Source organism: Sphingobacterium sp. UBA7625 (genome assembly GCF_002484085.1).
GTDB lineage: Bacteria > Bacteroidota > Bacteroidia > Sphingobacteriales > Sphingobacteriaceae > Sphingobacterium > Sphingobacterium athyrii.
This window is the reverse complement of sequence record NZ_DLJD01000051.1, coordinates 359,204-383,656: the sequence shown is the minus strand read 5'-3', so window position 1 is coordinate 383,656 and position 24,453 is coordinate 359,204. Positions and strand designations below refer to the sequence as shown.

The window sequence follows — 24,453 nt, the reverse complement described above, 5'->3', positions numbered from 1 at the left end:
AAGAGTTAATGCTGCGTTAAGGTCTATGATCTTCGTTAGGAGCGGCTATATTTGTATATGGAATTGAAACCTAAAAATTATATTATCCTTTTCATCCTATTTTTTGCCATCCTCATTGGCATACAAGGTTATCAATTGTACAATACCTACCGGCTCAAACAACGTGAAATATTCGCTGATATCAAAAAGAATCTGGACAGATTAGAAGACTCCGATTCTATTTTTGACAACAACTTATTAAGCAAGGATATCGCCCGTGATTATTACATTAAACTGGTTAAAAAAGAGATCACGGCAGAAGGTTTAAAAAATTTATATAAAACACACGCGCAGAAGACATCCGCGGAGTTAACAAAATATGTCGACAGTATATTCCGGCCACTGGGCATGCATGTCATCCTCCGGCAGGAAATATTAGGTATTTATTATAAAGATGCGGCAACCCCATTGGTTGATGGCCCCATCACCGTGTATACCACAAAGGGTACCTTCCATAATCCTACAGAATTATCCAGCAGTAAATGGCTTACGGAAAAAACTGAAACGAACAGGACTCAGGATAGTATCCAAAGCAGGGAGATTCTATATGTTTTTTCTGTTCCGCGCAAGACTTTTTTTGAGGTGGTCAATCTCAACTGGATTCTATTTAAGGAGCTAACCTCACTGCTATTAAGCACCTTATTGATCCTGGCGGCTTTTATCTGGTTATTTTACCGGACAATTAACAACCTCAGGAAACAAAAAAAACAGATTGCGGTGTTGCACGATGTCGTAGATAATATTTCGCACGAGCTAAAAACACCGATTGCTACCTTAAAAATAGCGGCCAGAACCCTCCAAAAATCTCCCGACAATACAATTGTTGCCGTCATTGAACGTCAAGTAAGCCGTTTGGAACAAACATTAGATCCATTGAACGAAAGTCAAAATGCAACAAGTTTATCGCCAACAACAGCGAAAGAACTACAGGCAATTTTTAATGATTTTCAGCTGTGTAACCCAACGATCAAACTCATTGTGGAACCAAGCCCCAACTTGCCAATTTGCCTTAACCCAATAGATACAGCGACATTATTTTCAAACCTGATGAATAATGCGGTTAAATATGGTGCCACACAACTAAATATCCGTTTTGAGGAACAAAAAGACTATCTATCCATTCAGGTCAATGACAACGGACAGGGCATGGAAGAAAGCGAGTTACCCTATATTTTTGAAAAGTTTTACCGTATCCAGAAAGACAATATTCATGATACAAAGGGCTTAGGGATTGGTCTATTTTTGGTTAGGAACATCGTCAAAAAATATGCGGGGAAGATTAGCGTGATAAGTAAATTGCGACAAGGAACAACTTTTGTGGTGCTATTGCCGCGCTAATTTTTCAGTTCGTTGGCCTACATTGCCAATCAGCGGCAGAGGTTACCACACGAAGTGCCGCGAAGCAGCACTTGAATAAAAATCGTATTATTAACTTTATAATGGATCAGGAAATAAGGGCCAGATATCCGTTAGATGAAACAAAGAAATGAAGAATAAACTATTGTTGGTAGAAGATGATCCTGATTTTGGATTTATGCTGAGACAATATCTGGAGCTTTCGGACTTTCAGGTGGAATGGATTTCACAGCCAAATGAGCTCACGGCAGACTTTCAGCAGCTTGTGGGATATGATTTAATTATTCTGGATGTGATGCTCCCCCAGGTGAGCGGCTTTGCGCTGGCAAAAGAGATCAATACACTTTTCCCATCACTTCCTTTTATCTTTTTAACGGCCAAAGAGCAGAAGATCGATAAGTTGACTGGTTTAAAAATCGGTGCTGACGATTATATTACCAAGCCTTGTGATCCCGAAGAATTGTTACTTCGTATACAAAATATACTAAAGCGCAATCAAAAAAATGTGTCCCCGAGTTCCATTCCAATTGGTTCGTACCTCTTTTTCCCCGACCAACTGTTGCTGAGTCATGCTTTGGAACAATATAGGCTCACCGAGCGGGAAGCACAATTACTTTTGTTCCTTTGCCAACACAATGGTCAGCTCGTGACACGCGAAGATATCCTTGAAAAGGTATGGGGAAGCGCTGATTTTTTTACCGGCAGAAGCATGGACGTTTTTATCACCCGCATACGAAAACACCTGAGTCATGACCCGAATCTGAGCATCAGTTCAAATCGAGGCGTAGGATTTACCGTTCATTTTTGATATGCAGGTTGCCTCAAAGCCGATCATCCCCTGTTCTGCACATGTGGTTTAGGTCTTCGATGTTATACCCCAAGGCATTCCATCGGATTTATCCTCCTAATTCTTCTTTTCGTCTGTTCCATAGTTTCTCTGCCCAACGGCCGACAAACCAGAAAGAAACTGCGAGGATCAAGAAAAACACGGCTCTATTGATATTATCCCACAGATATTCCACATAGCGGGTATAAATATTCAATACCAAAAACACAAATCCCACCTCACGGGTGACATTGTCTTTTGCTTTTAACCCATAAATTACAAGAAACGCCGAGACCGCAGTGGATAAAATCCCCCAATAAAACATGTGATACTGGCGTACGGTGGTCCATTCATAAAAGTCCGAATAGTTGCCGAAGATAGATAGTGTCCACAAAGAAACCATAAGATAAATCAACCCAATGATATAACTGACTGGTTGAAATATCTGTAAACGTTCAAATCGTGGCTGTAGCCAAACAGCTGCCGCCGTGATTATAGCACCGAAAATCGTAAAACGTAGGGGATAATTCATTCCCCAGAATTTAAAGCCCCAGTTGCTATGGTAAGCTGTCTCGGTGGCAAACCAAACACCGAGTGCCAATAGCATAAAGGTCCAGATCAGCTTGCTATCGAGCTTTACAGCGAGAATTCCGTAGATTGCGACGGACAATAAAAACAAGAGCGAATAATGCATGGTATCCTTATCCAATACCTTCCCCATAAAACCAATGCAGGCTGCCGTTCCGAATACGCCGATCAGCATCATGGTCTCCGTGGACAGGTTCTTATAGGGATAACGTTTTTTGTAGCGAAAGCCGAGCGTGTAAAACAGGACAGCGACCGCCGCAAAAAAGAAGCAGAATAAAATATTGGGTGCTTCGTAAAGGGTATCGACGAAAGCAAGGAAAGAAGCATCTGTAAACAACGAAAAAACAGCAAATACCAGGGAGGCCAGCGCAATCCAAAAGGCGTAACGGGCCAACTGTCCCCAATCGAAACTTTTGACGTCGAGGCTATCCATCAGTTCATTGGCCTTTTGTTCATCCAATAAATTTTCCTTCTTCCAAAATTGGACAATATCTTCGATGGATTGCTTTTCCTGTTTGCTGACGTCGTATTTTCGCATTGTTATTGTATTGATATTGTAGAACAAAGAATAAGTAACAAAGATTTTAATACGGCAAATTTTCGACTTACCGAAGTATCTTCCTGTTTTATTTTTATTTTTTAGGTCCTGTACAAAATTAGGGCTTACAAGTTGCCATAGCCACCTTAGCCGACCCCAAGATAACAATTACCTTCGTAACTTTCTTAAATCCTCGGGTTGTCGCAGGATATCCAAATCACATGTATATCACATTTTATTCCAAAAGTCAGATATGCTCGCATAATTCCTTTAAAAATCTGTAATTTTGCATGTTTTGCATTTTATCCCTTTTACACGGGTTTTAAGGAGTTTTCATGGCAGTAAAAAGAAGCCCGGATTTGGGCGAACAGAGTGAAGTTCAGGTATTTGGAGCGCGTGCGCACAATCTAAAAAATATAGATGTTTCTTTTCCGAGAAATGAATTGGTCGTTATCACTGGCTTAAGCGGTAGTGGTAAATCTTCCTTGGCTTTTGACACCATCTATGCAGAGGGCCAACGTCGGTACATGGAAACTTTTAGTGCCTATAGCCGGCAGTTTTTGGGCGGCATGGAACGTCCGGATGTCGACAAGATATCAGGTTTGAGTCCGGTGATTTCCATTGAACAAAAAACAACGAGCAAAAATCCAAGGTCAACTGTCGGAACAATTACAGAAGTATACGATTTTATGCGCCTTTTGTTTGCCCGTGCCGGGGAAGCATTCTCCTATGTCACTGGCAAAAAGATGGAGCGTATGTCTGACGATCAGGTGATCGAACGTATTCTGGATGAGTTTGAAGGCCAAGCCCTCAATATCCTCGCTCCTGTCGTGAAGGGACGTAAAGGTCATTACCGTGAGCTTTTTGAGCAAATTCGCAAACAGGGGTATGTCAAAGTGCGTGTGGATGGCGAAATATTGGATTTGATTCCTAAAATGCAAGTAGACCGCTATAAGATTCACGATATTGAAATTGTCGTTGACCGTTTGAAAATAGAACGTGAAGATAAGAAGCGCTTGCAGACCTCGGTGATGCAAGCGATGAAAACGGCAAAAGGCATTATCAAAGTGTCTACCAAAGACAATCAGGAGCAATTTTATAGCCGTTACCTGATGGATGCCGAATCCGGCATCTCCTACGATGAACCGCAGCCAAATACATTCTCATTTAATTCACCCTATGGTGCCTGTCCGGCATGTGATGGATTAGGCTATATCTTCGAGATTGATAAAAATGCGGTCATTCCCGACAAGAAACTCAGCATTCAGAAAGGAGGCCTGGCGCCGTTGGGCCCCACCCGGGAAAACTGGACGTTTGAAGTGCTTAAAGCCGTAGCCAAAAAATTGGATTTTGCCGTCACAACTCCGTTGGAGAAACTTAATGATGAGCAGATCGACCAGCTTTTGTTTGGCAATAAAGAAGAACCTATTGTTGTCACCGTGTCCTATGGGAGCTACGGATCCCGTGAGTATCGTGTTGAATTTGAAGGGATCTTCAAAATGCTGGAGGAATTTTCCGGAAAATCTTCGGATGAAGCACCTTCGCTGGATGATTTCAGAACTAAAGTTACCTGCCCAACTTGTGCGGGAGCGCGGTTAAAGAAAGAATCATTGCACTTTAAGATCGCAGACAAGAATATCCATGAACTATCGACATTAGATATCTCGGCATTAAAAGAATGGTTCGATCAGGTGGAAAGCAAGCTGGATGAACGCCAGCTGGTCATTGCGACGGAAATACTCAAAGAAATAAGGGCTCGTTTGGGCTTTCTATTGGATGTAGGGTTAAACTATCTGACACTGGATCGTACGGCAAAAACATTATCTGGCGGCGAAGCACAACGGATCCGTTTAGCGACCCAGATCGGCTCACAGCTGGTCAATGTGCTTTATATTTTGGATGAACCGAGTATCGGACTACACCAGCGGGACAATGAACGTCTTATCAACGCACTTAAAAACTTGCGTGATATTGGCAATTCGGTCTTAGTGGTTGAGCATGATAAGGACATGATCCTTCATGCCGACTATGTGATTGACATGGGGCCTGCGGCGGGTGTTCATGGCGGCACTGTTGTCGCGGAAGGCCAGCCCAAGGAGATCTTAAAATCAGACTCCCTGACCGCAGCTTATCTCAATGGGAAAAAAGAAGTTAAAATTCCCGAAACACGTCGTGAAGGCAATCACAAAACACTGTCGATTCATGGCGCTACAGGGCATAATCTCAAGAACCTGACCGTAACATTTCCGCTCGGCAAATTGATCGTGGTATCGGGGGTTTCGGGATCCGGTAAGTCCAGCTTAATCACCGGTACGCTCTACCCGATCCTGAATAAACATTTCTTCCGGGCTAAAGCAACCCCACTTCCATTCAAAAAGATTGAAGGCCTGGAGCATATTGATAAAGTTATTGAAATTGATCAGAGCCCGATAGGTCGTACACCACGTTCCAATCCCTCGACGTATACTGGTGTATTCTCCGATATACGCACCTTGTTCGTTCAACTTCCCGAAGCAAAAATCAGGGGCTATAAACCGGGTCGTTTTTCGTTCAATGTCAAAGGTGGCCGTTGTGAAACCTGTCAGGGTGCAGGCTTGAAAGTCATTGAAATGAACTTCCTGCCCGATGTACAGGTTCCTTGTGAAACATGCCACGGAAAGCGTTATAACCGAGAAACTTTGGAGGTAAGATACAAGGGTAAATCTATTTCAGATGTACTCGACATGAGCATCAATGATGCGGTCGATTTCTTTGAAAACGTACCGAGTATTTACAGAAAAATCAAAACCTTACAAGATGTCGGTTTAGGCTATATTACCTTAGGTCAGTCTTCTACAACCTTGTCCGGCGGAGAGGCTCAGCGGGTGAAGCTTGCCACGGAACTTTCCAAGAAAGATACGGGAAATACATTTTACATTCTTGACGAGCCTACCACAGGACTTCATTTTGAGGACGTTAACGTGCTTATGGGCGTAATCAACCGATTGGTAGACCGGGGAAATACCGTGTTGATTATCGAGCACAACCTGGATGTTGTGAAATCGGCTGACTGGGTGATTGATATCGGTCCTGAAGGCGGAAAAGAGGGTGGTCAGGTATTATTTGAGGGAACCCCAGAAAATTTAATTAAAAACAAGAAAAGCGAAACCGCACGTTTCTTAAAATTAGAGATGCAATAGGCATTCATTTTGAGGCGGTGTATTTTGTTGGTTTTATGCCTCTATCCGGTCCGGTGTATGCTGTGCATCAGGATAACCTCCTATCGCAGATTTTAAATAACACCTGATCGGGCCTTTCTTTGACTGAATTTGGTACACGAGCTAAGCAGCAGATTTCATAAAGGTTTTTCGTAACTTTGTATTATATGTCGGATATTATTCAATTACTTCCAGATAATGTTGCCAATCAGATTGCGGCGGGAGAAGTGGTGCAGCGACCAGCGTCTGCCATAAAAGAATTGATTGAGAATGCCATTGATGCTGGAGCTGACAAAATAAAACTTATTGTTAAAGATGCAGGCAAGTCGTTGATCCAAGTCATTGACAATGGTTGTGGAATGAGCGTAACGGATGCCCGTCTTTGCTTTGAACGTCATGCAACCTCAAAGATCCGCAAAGCGGAAGATTTATTTGCTATCCGTACCATGGGCTTCCGTGGAGAAGCAATGGCTTCCATCGCCGCGATCGCACAAGTCGAACTAAAAACACGTCGTATCGAAGATGAACTTGGTACTGTCGTCGAAATAGAAGGATCAAAAGTTATCAACCAATATCCAGAAGCTGTCGCTGCTGGAACAAATATTTTAGTTAAAAATCTCTTTTACAACATTCCTGCCCGCAGGAACTTCTTAAAGAGTAACTCCGTTGAAATGCGTCATATCATTGACGAATTTCAACGTATCGCTTTGTCCAATCCGCAGATTTTCCTTTCCCTGCATAGTGATGGTAATGAAATCTATCACTTACCTGCCGAAACACTGAAACAACGGATTGTCCATATCTTCGGAAACAATTACAACCAACGCCTTGTCCCTGTAGAAGAGGACACTTCCATTATTAAGGTAGAAGGCTTTGTCGGTAAACCTGAATTTGCGAAGAAAACACGTGGTGAACAGTTTTTCTTTGTCAATAAACGCTTTGTTCGCGATCCTTACCTGCACCATGCAGTGATGAATGCGTACGAGGATATCATGCAAGCGGAGACCTTCCCGTTTTATGTACTGTTTATTGATATAGATCCCGCCCGTATTGATATCAATGTACATCCAACAAAGACTGAAATCAAATACGAGGATGATAAAGCGATCTATGCGATCATCCGCTCAGCAGTGAAAAGATCATTGGGACGCTATAATATCATGCCTTCTTTGGATTTCGAACAAGAGACCAGCTTCACTAATCTGATCACAAAGAAATCATTGGATGAGATTATTATTCCGACAGTCACCTTCAATCCGGACTTTAACCCTTTTGATACGGACAAATCCAAATCATCCTATTCCAGATCGGATAGCTATGCCGAAGGCTTTGCCAAAAAAACCGGGGGAATACCAAGCAATTGGGATTCATTATACGAAATCGTGGAAAAGGAAGAGTCTGTACAGCTCCCCCTGCATACGGATGCAGACCAGGAGACGGATCGCCCACAGGCTATCCAGGTGGAAGATAAAACTTCCTCCAAATTGTTTTTTCAGCTGCACAACAAGTATATTGTTTCACAGATTCATTCTGGATTTATCCTTATTGATCAACAGGCTGCGCACGAACGCATTTTATTTGAGCAGTTTCTGGCACAACTCGATCAGCATAAGGGCCTAAGTCAGCAAAGTCTATTCCCACAGACGATAGACCTCAATCCTTCGGATAATGAATTGATGAAAGATTTATTGGACGACATCAATGGTTTGGGATTTCAGATTCGTGAATTTGGAAAAAATTCCTATATTATTGACGGAATTCCAGCAGACTTGGGAACAGGTTTTGATGAGATAAAAATGATTGAAAAGATATTGGAAGATTATAAGAATAATCAATCCGAGTACAAGCTGTCAAAAAGGGAGAATCTGGCGAAAAGTCTTGCCCGTAATGCAGCGATCAAACCGGGCACACAGCTTGATAACACGGCTATGGCCGAGCTGGTTGATAAGCTCTTTGCCTGCCAATCACCGAATATCTCCATTTATGGCAACCCCGTGATCGTAACATTTACCTTACAGGAATTGGCAGAAAAATTTGGTAAAAACTAGAAGATAAAACTATATGTTTCAACAATTGACACCCGTTATCAGGAATTTACTGATTGTAAATATTATATTCTTTTTAGGATCACAATTTGTACCTATTGCAGATGCTTATCTTCCGGTTTATTATCCTGATTCACCCTTTTTCAAAATCTGGCAGGTCATCACGCATATGTTTATGCATGCTGATCTTGGCCATATCTTTTTCAATATGTTTTCCTTGGTCATGTTTGGCCCTATGATCGAGCATGTCCTCGGTCCAAAACGTTTTTTGAACTTTTATCTTATTTCGGGCATTGGAGCTTGGTTTTTGTATACTGCAGTCAATGGAATCCAGTTATATCAGGCGACAGGATCTTTTTTTCCACTCCATGGAATGAGTGGTAATGAAATCCTTACCTTATCAAATACCGGTAACTATGAAGCCCTTACGTATAGAATACCGATGTTGGGTGCTTCTGGCGCAGTGTATGGAGTATTGCTTGCTTTTGCTTACCTTTTTCCAAACATACCGCTTCAATTTTTGTTTATTCCTGTACCAGTTAAAGCAAAATATATGATCGGTGGCTTTATCTTGATCGAAATCTATATGAGCTTGTCCAGACCGGGAGATTCAGTAGCCCATCTGGCTCACGTCGGCGGGGCATTGTTCGGTTATTTGCTGCTCAAATTTTGGAAGGTTAGAAAGGGAATCTATTAATAGCGTGTGTCATGAATAACATTGGTTTAAAAGATTTTTGGAGACAAACGTATAAGACTGGTTCGCCGATTCCGGTTGTGATCAGCATACAGGTTTGTTTATTTGTCCTCATCTATTTTCTGGACCTTCTTTTTGAGCTGAAACTTATCTCACAAAGCTTTTTACAGCCGATTGTACAACAGTTGAGTTTACCCAGCAATTTTTCGAGCTTCTTAGCACAACCCTGGTCACTGATTTCATCCAACTTTGTCTATGTACAGCTTTTAAATTTGATTTTTGACAGTCTATGGCTGTATTGGGTTGGCCAAATATTCTTCACCTTCTTAAACAAGAGACAGTTTTTCTTTGTTTATATCGCTTCCTGGCTCCTCAGCAGCTCCTTATATGTTGGCTTTGGCACGCTGATACCGCCACCCACAAGCTTGCATTTAATGGGCGGAGCCCATCCGTTGGCGGCTGTCCTTGCGGCAATTGTCACCTTGGTGCCAAACTACGAATTACGGCTGTTGCTTTTTGGTACGGTTAAATTAAAAATAGTAGCCATTGTCTATTTTGCACTGGAATTTTTATTTTTTACCCTTGGCAATAGACCTGCAGCGATCTCATATTTTGCGGTCGTACTATTTGGTATGGCTTTTACCTATGCCCTCAGATCAGGAATGGACTGGTCTACACTTTTTCAGAAAAAACAAAAAAGACCTGCAAAAATGAAAGTTGTTGTAGGCAATAATATACCGACAAATCGGAAACACCGTTATGACTTACCCAATCAGGATGAAATTGATGCCATCTTGGATAAGATTTCAGTATCTGGTTACGAAAGTCTGACACACCATGAAAAAGAAACGCTCTTTCGAGCAAGCAATAGTGGCGACAAGGTTGATGGATAGAAGGACTTTTTTAAGAAGAAAACTGGGATTTATAAGCAAAACAATGTTTCTGGCAAATATGCTTGCGATCATTGCTTTGCTCATGAGTTATTCAGCGACTTTCATCAATCCGAAATCTTTTTGGCCCATCGCATTTCTGGGGTTAGGTTATCTCCCCATCCTGCTCGTTAATATTGGTTTTATCTGTTACTGGCTGCTTCGCAAACGAAAAATTGCGCTTTATTCGTTGTTCGCAATTTTAATCGGCTGGCCATTTCTAACCAAACATTGGAACATCCGCAAAGAAAATCCGCCAGTGCCTCCCGAGACAAGGACGCTCCGCATCATGACCTTCAATGCGCATCTGTTCAAAAAGGTCAATGATGAAAAAAAAAGCTTTAAGGCTGACGTCGTGCGTATCATTGATAGCATCTCACCGGATGTCATCTGCTTTCAGGAATACATCAGTAAAATCAAAGGAAAACATGTATTTTCGGAGGAATTCAAGGACAAACTGGGTTACGACTATTTCTTCTTTGAGCCTAGTTCCAAAAATGACTATGAAGCCTACGGCATGGCTGTTTTGTCCCGATTTCCCATCTATGATTCCGGGACGATCCGTGACAATGATTACGGTATCAATCGAATCTGTTATGTGGACATCAAAAAACAGGATACGCTAATCCGCATCTACAATATCCATCTACGTTCTTTTGCTCTTCAGAATGAGGACAAGGAGTTTATCCAAAACCTGTCCAACAAGAATGAGAACGACAATACAGCAACCCGTCGACTGAGCAGAAAATTAAAAAATGCCTTTGAGCTCCGCAGTGAACAGGCACATTCCTTAAAAAAACACATGAATGACTGTCAATATCCTTACATCGCTGTTGGTGATTTTAACGATACACCGATGAGTTATTCTGTAAATTTGATTGGAGGCGGCATGTATAACGCCTTTAAAGAAAAAGGAAATGGATGGGGCGTAACACATCATTCGCTTTTGCCGATTTTTCAGATTGACTATATCTTTGCCAGCCCTAAATTTGAGGTCATGAATTATCAGGTCGTCAAACAAAAGCTATCTGATCATTATCCGGTATGGTCGGATCTACGGCTTAAGCCTTAGGCAGCTGATAGCCTAGCGATTTAAGACCTATTTCTATAAATTTATCCCTTCTGTTTTTTATTTTGTAATAGGCTTCCCGACCAAAATAATATCGTCCGACCAAAGCTTCTATATCCGACTGGATCAGATCATGTAGACTTTTTGCTTCACTTGCGTTAACCGAAATCCTTTTTTGCGCATTCAGAAAGGCGATAAATAAATTAAACTCTGTAGCCGGCAAATGGTAACCACTGATAAAGTTTTCGATAGAATATGCCGGCAGATGTTTTGTAAAACGATCGTACACAAATTCCTCAATTGCATTGGAATGAAAGATTTCGCGATACTTAGCACTTGTTTCATTGGTGTCAATCGGGATATTCACATCAGGTAAAATCCCCCCACCGCCAAAAACCAATTTTCCTTTGCTGGTTGTAAACATCTCCTTCTGACGAAATTCCGTATCCAATGTCCAGAGATCAAATCCGGTCATGTATTTTGCGGCATCAAAATTAGCACGGCTATATTTACGTTGAATACACCTGCCAAGCGGCGTATAATAACGCGCCACAGTCAGATTAACCGCCGACCCATCGGAGAAATCAAATTGTTCTTGTACAAGGCCTTTTCCATAAGATCGTCTTCCGACGACAGTAGCCCGATCCAAATCCTGTAAGGCACCACTCAGAATCTCACTCGCTGATGCTGTGCTTTCGTTGATCAATATGACAACACGTCCGTCACCAAACTCACCCGGTTTCTCTGAGTAATAGTCCTGACGTTGTTCATTGGCCCCTTCGGTATACATCAATAGCCTCTTTTCTTTGAAAAACTGTCCAGCTAAATCTATGGCCGTATGCACAAATCCGCCACCGTTATTCCTTAGGTCCAAGATTAGGTCCTGAGCACCGCTTTTACGCATATCAATCAGCGATTGCTTGAATTCATCTGCGGTCTTATGTCCAAAGCGACGGATCTTGATATAGGCAGTCTTAGGCGCGATCATATAAGACGCATCCAAGCTGGTAACGTTTACCTGGTCACGAATGACTTTCAGCGGATTAACGAGCGTCTGTCCATCCCGTTGGATCGAAATAAGTACTGCGGTTCCTTTCTTCCCACGGATCAATTTTTCGATTTCCGCCTCGGGCACCTTTTTCCCTGCCAGATCTTTGTTCCCGATTTTTAGAATACGGTCACCGATCCGCATGCCACTTTTCTCGGCAGGTCCGGCAGAGACCATACCCACCACCAGCAGCGTATCCTTTAAACGAAAATACTCCACACCTATCCCATCAAAAGAACCTTCCAAAGTCTCCTGTTTAGCGAGAACCTGATTAGGCCTTAAAAAGGTGGAGAAAGGATCCAGGCGGGAGACAACGTGCTCTATTGCTTCATCCTGCACGGTATCAATGCTGATATTGTCTACGTAATTTTCGGAAATCAGCTGAATCAAATATTGTAGTTTGTCTGAATTGCCGTTGGAACCTAAACTTGAAAAGGTTTTTTTCTGGTTGCTCCCTTGTTCCTCGGCATAATTTTGTCCCAACAGCAAGCCAAGAAGCAATACTGCAGCATATGTAGCAGCTACAAAAATATTTCGCTTAATACTCTTTTGCATAGGAAAAATCCAGTGTTTATAAACAGATAAACTGTGTTTGTGTGTTCATGAAATTACCCCCAAAAGTAACAAGTTTATTCGGTTTTACCCGTATACAGCCACATAATTTTACATTAAAAACAAAAAATTGTCGTTGGCTGTTCATCATTAAAAATTAGTGCTGTCTGCATTGTCAGAAAACACGAAATAGCATGCTTGAAACTTGCAAATAAGCTTAAATTTATCTTAGTTTGGACTTGGAAAGGAATTTAAAATATGCACGAAATCGAACCTTATTATAATTGGCGTGACTATTACATCGCCGCAGAAGACGAACAATCACCATTCTATGGTACTGTCTACAGCGAATTCGATTTCGATAAACAGATTTACAACTTTTTGCTGCATCCCCAATGGGATGAATTCGGGTCGCTCACACTCTATCTGAAGGTATTATTTGTCGATTATGAAAAATACTATTGCATTATCGAATTGATCGGCGAGTGGAATGATGCCATATACAATGACATTATGTTACTGAAAAGGGAACTTATCGATGTTATGATCAGTCAGGGGATAAAATATTTTATTCTTGTCGGTGAGAATGTGCTGAATTTCCATTCTTCAGATGACTCGTATTATGAGGAGTGGTTCCAGGATATTGACGATGGCTGGATTGCGGGTGTGGGCTTCCGTGATCATGTCGTCCAAGAGTTTCAACAGCAGAATATCGACTATTACATCAATTTTGGAGGAGCACTCAATGAACTATCCTGGCGTACATTAAAACCAAAGCAAGTATTTCATCATGTCAATGAATCCCTGACAAAACGCCTTGGTTTTTGAGTATTTAGTATTTGGTAATGCGTATTTAGATTTTGGTTTTACAAGTCGATGGCTTACTAATTGTTTCAATTTTTGATTTTTACCTTTTAATTTTTACTTTTTACTGTATTATCCGTTAACTTTGTGATCGATGTGTTGTGTGCCATGCACGCATACCGATTAATTTTTACGTTTTACTTATACAAAACAATATGTCATTCAGAATTGAAAAAGATACGATGGGTGAAGTTCAGGTACCTGCAGATAAATACTGGGGTGCACAAACGGAACGTTCACGCAACAACTTCAAAATCGGACCGGCAGCTTCTATGCCACATGAGATCGTTGCAGGCTTTGCTTACCTGAAAAAAGCAGCGGCCTATGCAAACCACGAATTGGGTGTTTTACCTGTTGAAAAACGTGACGCCATTGCAGCTGTATGTGATGAGATCCTTGCAGGTAAACTAGACGACCAATTCCCATTGGTGATCTGGCAAACTGGTTCGGGCACACAATCCAACATGAATGTAAACGAAGTTGTGGCAAACCGTGCTCAAGTATTAGCTGGATATAAGATTGGCGAAGGAGAACCTGTATTGAAAGCAAATGATGACGTCAATAAATCACAGTCATCCAATGATACTTTTCCTACCGGAATGCATATTGCGGCTTATAAAGCTGTTGCCGAAGTAACTATACCGGGTGTGGAAAAACTGCGTGATACATTGGCCAAAAAAGCTGAAGAGTTCAAAAATGTGGTTAAAATTGGTCGTACACACTTAATGGATGCGACGCCATTGACATTGGGTCAGGAGATTTCTGGTTATGTAGCGCAATTAAACCATGGTTTAAAAGCTTTAAGAAATACACTTTCCCACTTATCCGAATTGGCATTAGGTGGTACTGCGGTAGGTACTGGCTTAAACACACCAAATGGTTATGATGTGGTTGTTGCGAAATACATCGCTGAATTTACAGGTCTTCCATTTGTCACTGCTGAAAACAAATTTGAAGCTTTGGCCGCACATGACGCTATTGTCGAAACACATGGTGCATTGAAACAATTGGCCGTTTCATTGAATAAAATTGCAAATGATATCCGGATGTTGGCTTCAGGCCCACGCTCAGGTATCGGTGAAATCCTTATTCCAGAGAATGAACCGGGATCATCTATTATGCCGGGCAAGGTGAACCCTACACAATGTGAAGCCTTAACAATGGTGGCTGCACAAGTAATGGGTAACGATGTTGCCATCACCATTGGCGGTACACAGGGACATTATGAATTGAACGTGTTCAAACCATTAATGGCAGCAAACTTCTTACAGTCTGCACGTTTATTGGGTGACGCCTGCGTTTCTTTTGAAGAGCACTGTGCTGCAGGTATCGAGCCTAACTACAAACGCATCAAGGAATTGGTTGACAACTCATTGATGTTGGTAACTGCATTAAACACGAAAATTGGTTATTACAAAGCGGCTGAAATTGCACAAACAGCGCATAAAAACGGTACTACACTTAAAGAAGAGGCAGTACGCTTGGGGTATGTGACTCCAGAAGATTTTGACGCTTGGGTGAAACCTGAAGAAATGGTTGGAAGTTTAAAATAAGCTGTGGCAATAATTTCAATAAAAAATATATCATCAAAAACATACCTATTGGCTCTTGCCATAGGTATGTTTTTCTTTTTTACTGCGTGCAAATTCAATTCGGATATGCAGGGTGAAGGGGCTTCGTTTTTACAGGGCGAGTGGATACAGGACAGTATTCCGGGGCAAGGTCAGATGCTGCAATATACATTGGCCGAGTTTAAATTTACCTGTGATTCCGTTTACGCGACAATGCACGTAAACAATAAGGTACAAACGATCCCGGATAGCTGTTATAAAAATGGTGCCTGGACGGAACACGCCAAAGGAATTTATGTCCTGCGCGGTGACTCGATTATTGTAGACGGTATTTATACCAAAGAAAATGGCAAACAGAAGATTTCAGGTTGTTATCTTTCGGGTCAATATATCCCACGTTTTAAAGTAGTCTATCATTCTGCTGATTCTGTGGTACTGGAAAGCCGGTTTGACCAACGTCCTATTGTGCTCAGAAAGACCAAAGATATCACCTGTATACCTAAGAAGAGATATTAGTATTGAGACATTAGGATTTAGACTTTGTTCTCTATGCAAGCCTTTGGTAGGCCTACTTCTACCTTATCTTGATCGACTCGTTTCAAGGGACTATTACATCGATAGAAAAATCAACATGTAATAACCGGTTTTTTATTTTTACTTTTGCCTATCAACTTCCAACCATCCATATGAACAAAGGAATAATTGCCTTAGCTTTTGGAGGACTTGCCATCGGAATGACGGAATTCACGATGATGGGAATCTTGCCCGATATTGCTAAGGATTTGCAGATCGAAATCCCTACTGCGGCTCACCTTATTGCCCTATATGCGCTAGGCGTGGTTGTGGGCGCCCCGACATTGGTCTTATTTACGGGTAAATATCCTCCCAAAAAGGTCTTACTCTTTTTAATGCTCCTCTTTTTTATTTTCAATGGCTTATTCAGTATAGCGCCGGGACAGTTTCTGATCAGTCTCTCGCGTTTTATGGCTGGACTCCCACATGGCGCATTTTTTGGTGTTGGGTCTGTTGTGGCCGCAAAACTCGCTCCAAAAGGAAAAGAAGCCCAGGCCATCTCAATCATGTTTACAGGTATGACAATCGCCAATCTGGCGGGGGTACCTTTGGGTACCTATCTTGGTCATCACTATTCCTGGCGCCTGACCTATGGCATTATCAGTATACTGGGCCTGATTACTTTCGCGGCAATATATGCCTGGATGCCGAAAATTGAGGCCTCTAAAGGAAATAATATCTTCAATCAGCTGAATTTTTTCAACAAAAAAATCGCCTGGTTGCTCATGGCGATTATCGCAATCGGTACCGGTGGATTATTTGCCTGGATCAGTTATATTGCTCCTTTGGCAACCAAGGTTTCCGGAGTTCCAGCTGACCGTGTGCCACTGATTATGATATTGATTGGGGTCGGTATGTTTTTTGGCAATCTGATCGGCGGGAAACTAGCCGATACCATTTCGCCAACAAAAGCAGCAATCGCGAGTTTCTCGGCTATGGCGCTCTGTTTGGTCATGGTCTATTTTGTTTCGCCGCTAGGCTGGACAGCATATCCCTTGGCTTTTATTACTGGCTTGGTTTCTTTTACTATCGGTTCACCAACCCAGCTGATGTTGATCCGGGCTTCGAAAGATTCCGCAACATTAGCCGCAGCAGGCGGACAGGCGGCTTTTAATCTCGGCAATACACTTGGTGCATTTTTAGGCGGCATTCCCATCACCATGGGATTAGCCTACAATACCCCTTCCCTAGTGGGTGTAGGTATGGCAAGTATTGGCGCTCTACTGACTTTGCTTTATCTCAAGGTTTACGACAATAAAAGTTAACAGTTAAAAAAAATTCAAATGGCCCGAAGTAGTTACATCAGTGTATTGCGTATCATTGCGATCTTTTTGATTATCCTGATCCACTCTTCTTCGGGCTATTTAAACAGCAATGATTTCAATTCTTTCGATTGGAATTATGCCAATTGGATCAACAGCTTCTCCCGTTTTGCCGTCCCCCTCTTTGTCATCATCTCCGGCGCATTGCTTTTGCAGAGAGATGAAGATACAGGCACATTCTACAAAAAGCGTCTGTCTAAAATTATTCCGCCATTTGTCTTTTGGACCATCGTCTACCTGATCTATTATTTTATCCGTTATATTGATTTTGAGTATGTTGGTTTTCCACAAGTTATCAACATTATATTAATTCGCTTAAAGTCAGGAAGCAACGCACACCTATGGTACCTTTACATGCTTATTGGACTCTATCTAGCAATACCTTTTTTGCGAAAAATGATCCGTAACTGTTCAAAAAGAGAGATTGAGATTTTCTTATGCCTGTGGTTTGCTGCATTATTTTTCAACAATAAATGGTTTAATGCATATCTTCCGAATTTTGACCTAACTTTCTTTACGGGCTACATGGGTTATCTCGTCTTAGGTTACTATCTCTACAATCATCCACTCCCCCAGTTAAGATGGTCTAGCCTCCCCTTCTTTATAGGTTGTTGCCTGATTACGGGTTGGGGGACTTATTATCTCAGTCTGGAAAAAAGCGAATTTGACCCTACATTGTATAATTATCTTTCACCCAATACTGCATTAAGTGCAGGCTTTTTATTTGTATTTATTCAATGTCTAAAACTCCCAGAACGGTTGAATGCATTCTGGGAATTTATCGACATCCATAGTTTTGGCATCTATCTAAGCCATATCTTGTTTTTGAATTATATTCATCCACTGCTACCATTATCGACACTTTGGAAAATACCGGTAGCAGCAATACTCACGCTGCTCTCAAGTGCCCTGCTGACTTACTGTCTGCGAAAGATCCCATTTGGGAAATATGTCAGCGGTTAGTTCAATTTGGTCCGGTGCTTATTTTTCGCCTTCGACTTTATTATAGACATACAGGTGTGCATTGGGACCGTCGATCTCCTTCCCATCCTGATCCAGCCCGATCAATTTATTTTCACCCACCTTTAACTTCATGTTGGTTTCTTTGCCGGTCAGATGTACAACCGAACCGTTATCATGCCACATCACTTTGCCCGAATCTTCAACTTTGCTGTTCTTATTGATATATTCACTTACAATCGAAAAAGTGTTGTCATTCTTTAAGGTAATGTTTGTTTTGATACCTTCACAATCAGCACAGGGAATAGTTGCTTCGTACTTGCCCGGCCAATCCAAAGAATTCTGAGAGGTATGGGTCGTATCCGCTGTCATCGTTATATGATCGGATGAATCTGGTGCTACCACGTGTTGATTTTCCTTTTTTGTCTGATTGCAGGCGCTCAAACAGAGTGCTGCGAGGCAAATAAATAATACGGATGATTTCATATTTCTGCTATTTTGAGTTAAATACACCGGATAACAAGCAATTTCGGCGCCAAGAAATGTTTATCCAAATCTAAAACATGCATCGCCGTTAAAATAATGAAGCGGTGTCCAAAAAGTAAAAACAAAGCAGATAGGAATGGTATGGTTGCTCGGATATCCATGGTTGTCCCGAGATGGTAGCATACCCTGACAAAGTGAAATAAAAAGGACCGTCCATCGTTGGACAGCCCTATTTATATCATATACTGTACGACAATCCGTGCCATAAACATGCTATATTTATAGCGTGATGTGCCTACAGGAATTATTGCATGTCTTATTTAGACTAGAACGGTAAATCATCATCATCTGATGAGCCCGACAAATCTACAGGAGCGGGCATATCCGCGTAACCCGGAGAAGATGGTGCCGGTGCAGCATTTCCTAATTTTGTTACTCGCCATGCAACCAGTGAATTGAAATATGTCGTCACGCCATCTTTATTTGTCCAAGGACGGCCACGAAGATTAAAAGATACCTCTACCTCTTCGCCAATAGCCAGGTTATCAAAAATTGAAGTTCTGTCTTGTGTTGATTCAAAACGGATATACTCAACAAATTGTGGGTTTTCAGCATAAGCTACAATCATATCACGTTTTTTGAATGATTCTGTTACTTGTTGTGTCGCTCCTATCTCGTGTACTTTTCCTCTAATTTCCATAATCAAAAAAATAAATATTAAAGCGTAAAATTAAGCAATTTTTGAGGAAGAGTTTAATTAACTTTGTACAAAATATGATGGAAGTTTTCAACACCCCCAATAAAGTTATCATTACGTGCAATAAACGCTTATCGCCGTATTTGCAACAGGAAGTTAAAGAGTTAGGTTTTGACATCGTCAGAGCGTTTCCTACTGGAGTCGAATTGAAAGTCAGTGTAAATGATACGATCAAGCTCAATCTGAACTTGCGTACCGCTTCGCAGATTCTATATTCGTTAAAGGAGTTTTCGGCCAACAATCCTACGGAGCTTTACGAAGAGCTCAGCGCGATTGCCTGGGAAGAACTGATCCAATTCGATGGCTACTTCTCGGTAAGCTCCAATGTGGACAATGAAACAATCAGTACACCTCTATTTGCAAATGTGAAAGTGAAGGATGCTATTGTAGATCGTATTAAAGATAAAAAAGGCATGCGCCCGAATTCTGGTCCGGAAAACAACAAAGCTGTCATTCACCTCTATTGGAAGGATGACCGTGCGGAAATTTTCCTTGATACCTCAGGCGAGACACTTGCCAAACATGGTTACCGCAAGATTCCGGGAAAAGCTCCCATGCTGGAGGCCCTGGCGGCATCAACAATTATTGCATCGAAATGGGATGGCGTATCCGCTTTTGTCAATCCGATGTGTGGATCCGGGACACTGGCCATTGAAGCAGCATTGATCGCTACCAATAGAAAACCGGGACTCCTACGCATGAATTACTCATTCATGCATTTCATCGGTTATGATGAAACTGTTTTCTTTCAGGAACGTCGCTTGTTAAAAGATCAGATCAATAAAAAAGCAGCTCCTCAAATTATTGCTTCGGATATCTCTGAAGAAGCGATCAACGTTTCCAAAATGAATGCCCGCACGGCAGGTGTGGAACAATTAATTTCATTTGAAGTATGCGATTTTGCCGAAACACACGTTCCTAAAGAAGGCGGTGTCATCTTATTCAATCCAGAATACGGTGAACGTTTAGGTACGCATACCAAGTTGGAAATTACTTATAAACGCATGGGTGATTTTATGAAACAGGAGTGCAAAGGTTATAGAGGCTATATATTTACAGGTAATCCGGATCTAGCAAAGAAAATTGGTCTCCGTGCGTCCAGACGTATAGAATTTTATAACGGTAAATTAGATTGTAGATTATTAGAATACGAATTATACGAGGGTACTCGCGAAAAAACAAAAGTATTGTATGAATAACATTATTGAACGCACAGTCGCATTTGTGCAAGATCGTTTGAAATTTGCGGAAGCAGGCCATGATTGGTCGCATATTCAACGCGTATGGAACAATACGAAGTTAATTTTAGAAGATGAAGAAGCTGATGTCATGGTCTGCGAATTAGCCGCACTCCTGCATGACATCGCTGACAGCAAATTCCATGACGGTGACGAAACAATTGGCCCTCGCGTTGCCGGAGAGTTTTTGGCAAGTCTGGAAATTTCTCCGGAAATTATCGACCATGTCAAAAAGATCATCTTTAACATGTCTTTCAAAGCAAGTTTGGGTGAGGTCTCTTTCCATTCCAAAGAAATGGAAATTGTACAGGATGCCGACCGTTTGGACGCCATTGGAGCGATCGGTATCGCACGTGCATTTAGTTTTGGCGGAAATAAAGGCCGGGAAATGTACAACCCCAACATCCCCGTACAGGAATATAAAGACAAGGAAGCTTACAAACATTCTGAAGCTCCGACAGTTAATCACTTCTACGAAAAGCTACTCTTGTTGAAAGATAAGATGAATACACAGGCTGCAAAAAGAATTGCTGAACACCGCCACCGATATATGCTCGAATTCCTGGATGAGTTCATGGCAGAATGGAATGGTAAAAAATAAATTACAGTTAACAATAACTAAATATAAAAGTGGTATTTTAGATCTTGTGAATCAGGATAAAAAGTACCACTTTTTTTATGCTGTAAAAATCAGCATTCAAACTAACACATATGAAAAAACACATTTTTAGCTGTCTGACGTTGGCTATGGTCATTTCATCGACAACATTATTTGCACAGACCAAAGCAATTGCACATCGTGGGGTATGGAAAAACAGTCATCTTCCTCAAAATTCCATTGCCTCTTTAAAAGCCGCACATGAACTTAAACTTTTTGGATCTGAGTTTGATGTCCACCTTACGAAAGACAACGTCCTTGTCGTCAATCATGACAATGATTTTTATGGTATCGACATCGCAACAGCAACGTATGCGGAGCTCCTCGCCAAAAAACATCCCAACGGAGAATCCATTCCAACTTTGGAGGAATATATCAAAGCAGGAAAAAAGTTAAAGGGTTTACGTCTGATCCTGGAGTTAAAAACCAACAAACTCGGTGTAGAACGAACGCTTGAGGCTGCAACAAAGTCTGTTGAAATGGTAAAAAATCTGAAAGCAGAGAAAATAACAGATTATATCGCATTCAGTTTCGAGGCTTGTCAAAAGATTCATGAGCTCGCTCCAAAAGCAAATATCCAATACCTAAATGGGGATAAATCACCTGCTGATGTGAATGCTGCAGGAATCAATGGCCTAGATTACCATTTTTCGGTCTTCAAAAAGAATGCGAGCTGGTTACAGGACGCACATCAATTAGGTATGAAAGTAAATGCCTGGACCGTCAATACCGAAGAAGAAATGAGCAATCTCATTGGACAAAAGATCGATTTTATCACAACGGATGAACCCGAATTGTTGCTTCAGGTATTGAAAAAATAAAGGTTATCCCCGAGATCATCAGCAACATTACAAACTGAGGATCGTTTTATTTCTTGCAAGTCGAATATAAACAAGTTTAGCCTATGGCTTTATTGATACGAGACCCAAGATGGGAAATATAAATGAACTTCGGGATTAAACAACGGACAAAATCGGAATACCATGCAGCCATACATCGATAAGCTCAGGTATTGCAAAATAATTATTCCAATGAAACATCACGATTGATTCGATCACACCAGGGATTGAATAACCGAGCAAAGCGAGCTCATGAATGCCGATGAGATTAACACTTATAAATAATTAATATAGATGAAAAAAATCTTTATACTCGCTGCAGCATTATGCCTATCGTATATTTCTTATGCACAGGATTTTATTGCAGCCACATACAATATCAGACAACGAAATACCGTAGATAGCGGTAATATGTGGACCGACCGCAAGGTGCCCCTGACGAATTTGATCAAGTATCATGGTTTTGATTTATTCGGTGTTCAGGAAGCCTTTCATGATCAGGTTCAGGATCTAAAAACGTTGCTTCCGGGATTCGACTATGTCGGTGTGGGGCGTGATGACGGCGCACAGGAGGGTGAACACTCCGCAATTTATTACAATACCAATCGGTTCAAAGCCATAAAAAGCGGTACGTTCTGGCTTTCAGCGACAGATACCGAACATCCGAATAAAGGTTGGGATGCAGCCTTACCTCGAATCTGTACCTGGGGGATTTTTGAAGATAAAGCCAATAAAAAGCGCTTTATTTTTATGAACACACATTTTGACCATATCGGACGTACAGCGAGAACGGAAAGTGCGAAATTGATTTTGGCCAAAGCAAAAGAATTTGCAAAGGATCTTCCTTTGATCTTAACCGGTGATTTCAATGTGGATGAAAAAGACGAAGCCTATTTTACGCTCGCCAATAGTAAAGTGGTCACCGATGTACACGAACTGTCTCCACTTAAATATGAGCCGAACTCTTCCTTTAACGGCTGGGGGAAAAGTCTTAGGGCATCTGGCCGTATTGATCATATTTTTATCACAAAGCCTTTCCAGGTAAAAAAATACGGTATCCTGACAGATACTTACATGAGTAAATTCCCTTCTGACCACTTCCCTGTTGTAACAACACTTTCATGGAAATAGGTCCTATAAAATTAAAAAAGCAATTTTATTATATAGCAGATAAAGCGCTCCTTTTTGGGGCGTTTTATTTTTAAACCTTACCCCTTCCAACAAAGACTGCTGTGACAATGCGCAGCTTTCGCAGCATTAAGATTGTGGCGCATTTACTACGGATATGGACAATCTCATGGAAATAATAATCGACAATTTAAACTTTTACAAAAATTAACGGTCGATATCCTTAATTTTGACAGCAAAACATATCATGATGAAATTTCCTTTACTATATTGTACCCTATTTGTTTCGGGGCTTTTGTACTCCAACAACAGCGAAGCGCAGATCTTTAAAAAGATTAATGAGGCCTTGAACAAGGCAAGCCAAGGTCAAACCGATAGCACAAAAACAACGAATTCTTCAACTAGCGGGTCTTCGACTTCAAGTTCAAATAAATCGAATACTTTAGCTTCCTTATCAAGTAAGGATACATCACTGGGTATTAAACAGGCTTTAAGCAACGGTCTCAACCTAAGTATCGAGTCTCTGGCAAAAAAAGACGGCTTTTTAGGTGATGCAGCAGTTAAGATTTTAATGCCTGCGGAGGCTCAAAAAGTAGAGAAAACACTTCGCGCTGTGGGTATGGGCAAACTATGTGATCAATTTATACAGAGCATGAACAGAGCTGCGGAAGGAGCCGTAAAAGAAGCCGCCCCCGTATTTGTGAATGCATTATCTAAAATGACCATCACCGATGCAACCAATATTCTATTGGGTAGCAAGCAGGATGCCGCAACGACATTTTTCAAAACAAATACATCAACTGAATTGACAAACAAGTTCAGTCCTGTCATTCAATCGGCCATGGGCGTGAATAATGTTGACCAATATTGGACACAGCTGACCAGTGCCTATAATAATCTGCCGCTAGGCAATAAAGTAGAAACAAACCTCACCGCTTATGTCACACAAAAGGCCATAGATGGTTTATTTATTAAGGTAGCGGATCAAGAATCAAAAATCAGAAACAATATCGGCGGAAGCAGAAATACAAATATCTTGCAGAAAGTATTTGGCTACGCCGACGAAAAAAAATAAGCTAAATCTAGGATTAGCCCCAAGAGAGATACAGGAGGTTAGCGAAATATTACCTCTAGTAAACAAGACTTGTCAGTTTATTGACAAGTCTTGTTTGTTTT

The 24,453-nt window shown here is 41.3% G+C and carries 21 protein-coding genes; 17 read left to right on the top strand and 4 right to left on the bottom strand.

Features of this window, described 5'->3' with window-relative positions; genetic code table 11:
• The first annotated feature begins 57 nt into the window (after positions 1-57).
• Positions 58-1,377 (top strand): sensor histidine kinase, encoded by a 1,320-nt coding sequence (locus B4G94_RS21770; RefSeq protein ID WP_286861926.1) that lies wholly within the window; start codon positions 58-60, stop codon positions 1,375-1,377.
• 148 nt (positions 1,378-1,525) lie between these two features.
• The gene (locus B4G94_RS21765; RefSeq protein WP_108634837.1) at positions 1,526-2,203 is read left to right on the top strand and encodes a response regulator transcription factor; all 678 of its coding nucleotides are present in this window, start codon (positions 1,526-1,528) and stop codon (positions 2,201-2,203) included.
• A gap of 88 nt (positions 2,204-2,291) precedes the next feature.
• On the opposite strand, the gene B4G94_RS21760 is transcribed toward B4G94_RS21765, so the two are convergent.
• Positions 2,292-3,347 (bottom strand): DUF2157 domain-containing protein, encoded by a 1,056-nt coding sequence (locus tag B4G94_RS21760; protein ID WP_165309261.1) that lies wholly within the window; start codon positions 3,345-3,347, stop codon positions 2,292-2,294.
• Positions 3,348-3,682: 335 nt separating this feature from the next.
• Between B4G94_RS21760 and uvrA the strand changes: the two genes are divergently transcribed.
• The 5 genes from uvrA to B4G94_RS21735 all read left to right on the top strand — a co-directional run bounded on the left by uvrA (position 3,683) and on the right by B4G94_RS21735 (position 11,284).
• Positions 3,683-6,526: an excinuclease ABC subunit UvrA gene (gene uvrA / locus B4G94_RS21755; RefSeq protein ID WP_286861925.1), complete on the top strand. Its 2,844-nt coding sequence runs from the start codon at positions 3,683-3,685 to the stop codon at positions 6,524-6,526.
• Between the two features lie 185 nt (positions 6,527-6,711).
• Positions 6,712-8,592 carry a DNA mismatch repair endonuclease MutL gene (mutL, locus tag B4G94_RS21750; protein WP_286861923.1) on the top strand — a complete coding sequence of 627 codons (1,881 nt, stop codon included), beginning with the start codon at positions 6,712-6,714 and terminating at the stop codon, positions 8,590-8,592.
• Between the two features lie 13 nt (positions 8,593-8,605).
• On the top strand, positions 8,606-9,286 hold the full coding sequence (locus tag B4G94_RS21745) for a rhomboid family intramembrane serine protease (RefSeq protein ID WP_286861921.1): 681 nt from the start codon (positions 8,606-8,608) through the stop codon (positions 9,284-9,286).
• An 11-nt stretch (positions 9,287-9,297) separates the two neighbouring features.
• A complete protein-coding gene (locus tag B4G94_RS21740) occupies positions 9,298-10,176 on the top strand; it encodes a rhomboid family intramembrane serine protease (protein ID WP_286861920.1) in 879 nt (292 codons plus the stop codon).
• Positions 10,121-11,284, top strand: a complete 1,164-nt coding sequence (locus tag B4G94_RS21735; protein ID WP_286861917.1) for an endonuclease/exonuclease/phosphatase family protein — start codon at positions 10,121-10,123, stop codon at positions 11,282-11,284. Before B4G94_RS21740 ends, B4G94_RS21735 begins: the two co-directional genes overlap by 56 nt.
• Here B4G94_RS21735 and B4G94_RS21730 read toward each other — a convergent pair.
• The gene (locus B4G94_RS21730) at positions 11,274-12,884 is read right to left on the bottom strand and encodes a S41 family peptidase (RefSeq protein WP_286861916.1); all 1,611 of its coding nucleotides are present in this window, start codon (positions 12,882-12,884) and stop codon (positions 11,274-11,276) included. The two genes, B4G94_RS21735 and B4G94_RS21730, sit on opposite strands and share 11 nt — an antisense overlap.
• A gap of 255 nt (positions 12,885-13,139) precedes the next feature.
• Here B4G94_RS21730 and B4G94_RS21725 point away from each other — a divergent pair, with 255 nt between their 5' ends.
• From B4G94_RS21725 to B4G94_RS21705, 5 genes are all read left to right on the top strand, one after another.
• Positions 13,140-13,709, top strand: a complete 570-nt coding sequence (locus B4G94_RS21725) for a hypothetical protein (RefSeq protein ID WP_286861914.1) — start codon at positions 13,140-13,142, stop codon at positions 13,707-13,709.
• Positions 13,710-13,900: 191 nt separating this feature from the next.
• Entirely contained in the window at positions 13,901-15,298 is a 1,398-nt protein-coding gene (gene fumC, locus B4G94_RS21720; protein ID WP_108634828.1) for a class II fumarate hydratase, read from the top strand.
• 3 nt (positions 15,299-15,301) lie between these two features.
• Entirely contained in the window at positions 15,302-15,832 is a 531-nt protein-coding gene (locus B4G94_RS21715; RefSeq protein ID WP_241254873.1) for a fumarate hydratase, read from the top strand.
• 170 nt (positions 15,833-16,002) lie between these two features.
• Positions 16,003-17,154, top strand: a complete 1,152-nt coding sequence (locus tag B4G94_RS21710; RefSeq protein WP_286861912.1) for an MFS transporter — start codon at positions 16,003-16,005, stop codon at positions 17,152-17,154.
• Positions 17,155-17,172: 18 nt separating this feature from the next.
• The gene (locus tag B4G94_RS21705; protein ID WP_286861910.1) at positions 17,173-18,174 is read left to right on the top strand and encodes an acyltransferase; all 1,002 of its coding nucleotides are present in this window, start codon (positions 17,173-17,175) and stop codon (positions 18,172-18,174) included.
• A gap of 18 nt (positions 18,175-18,192) precedes the next feature.
• Here the strand turns inward: B4G94_RS21705 and B4G94_RS21700 are convergent, their stop codons facing one another.
• Together B4G94_RS21700 and B4G94_RS21695 are read right to left on the bottom strand one after the other, a co-directional pair.
• Positions 18,193-18,657: a copper resistance protein NlpE gene (locus B4G94_RS21700; protein WP_108634825.1), complete on the bottom strand. Its 465-nt coding sequence runs from the start codon at positions 18,655-18,657 to the stop codon at positions 18,193-18,195.
• A 325-nt stretch (positions 18,658-18,982) separates the two neighbouring features.
• Positions 18,983-19,357 carry a DUF3127 domain-containing protein gene (locus B4G94_RS21695; protein ID WP_077437102.1) on the bottom strand — a complete coding sequence of 125 codons (375 nt, stop codon included), beginning with the start codon at positions 19,355-19,357 and terminating at the stop codon, positions 18,983-18,985.
• A gap of 77 nt (positions 19,358-19,434) precedes the next feature.
• On the opposite strand from B4G94_RS21695, the gene B4G94_RS21690 reads away from it, so the two are divergent.
• The 5 genes from B4G94_RS21690 to B4G94_RS21670 all read left to right on the top strand — a co-directional run bounded on the left by B4G94_RS21690 (position 19,435) and on the right by B4G94_RS21670 (position 24,352).
• Entirely contained in the window at positions 19,435-20,613 is a 1,179-nt protein-coding gene (locus B4G94_RS21690) for a THUMP domain-containing class I SAM-dependent RNA methyltransferase (RefSeq protein ID WP_108635112.1), read from the top strand.
• Complete coding sequence (locus B4G94_RS21685) at positions 20,606-21,253, top strand: HD domain-containing protein (protein WP_108634824.1); 648 nt, start codon at positions 20,606-20,608, stop codon at positions 21,251-21,253. Before B4G94_RS21690 ends, B4G94_RS21685 begins: the two co-directional genes overlap by 8 nt.
• Before the next feature lie 110 nt (positions 21,254-21,363).
• Entirely contained in the window at positions 21,364-22,131 is a 768-nt protein-coding gene (locus B4G94_RS21680) for a glycerophosphodiester phosphodiesterase (protein WP_286861907.1), read from the top strand.
• A gap of 312 nt (positions 22,132-22,443) precedes the next feature.
• Complete coding sequence (locus B4G94_RS21675; RefSeq protein WP_108634823.1) at positions 22,444-23,280, top strand: endonuclease/exonuclease/phosphatase family protein; 837 nt, start codon at positions 22,444-22,446, stop codon at positions 23,278-23,280.
• A 244-nt stretch (positions 23,281-23,524) separates the two neighbouring features.
• Complete coding sequence (locus B4G94_RS21670; protein ID WP_286861906.1) at positions 23,525-24,352, top strand: DUF4197 domain-containing protein; 828 nt, start codon at positions 23,525-23,527, stop codon at positions 24,350-24,352.
• Positions 24,353-24,453: the final 101 nt, after the last annotated feature.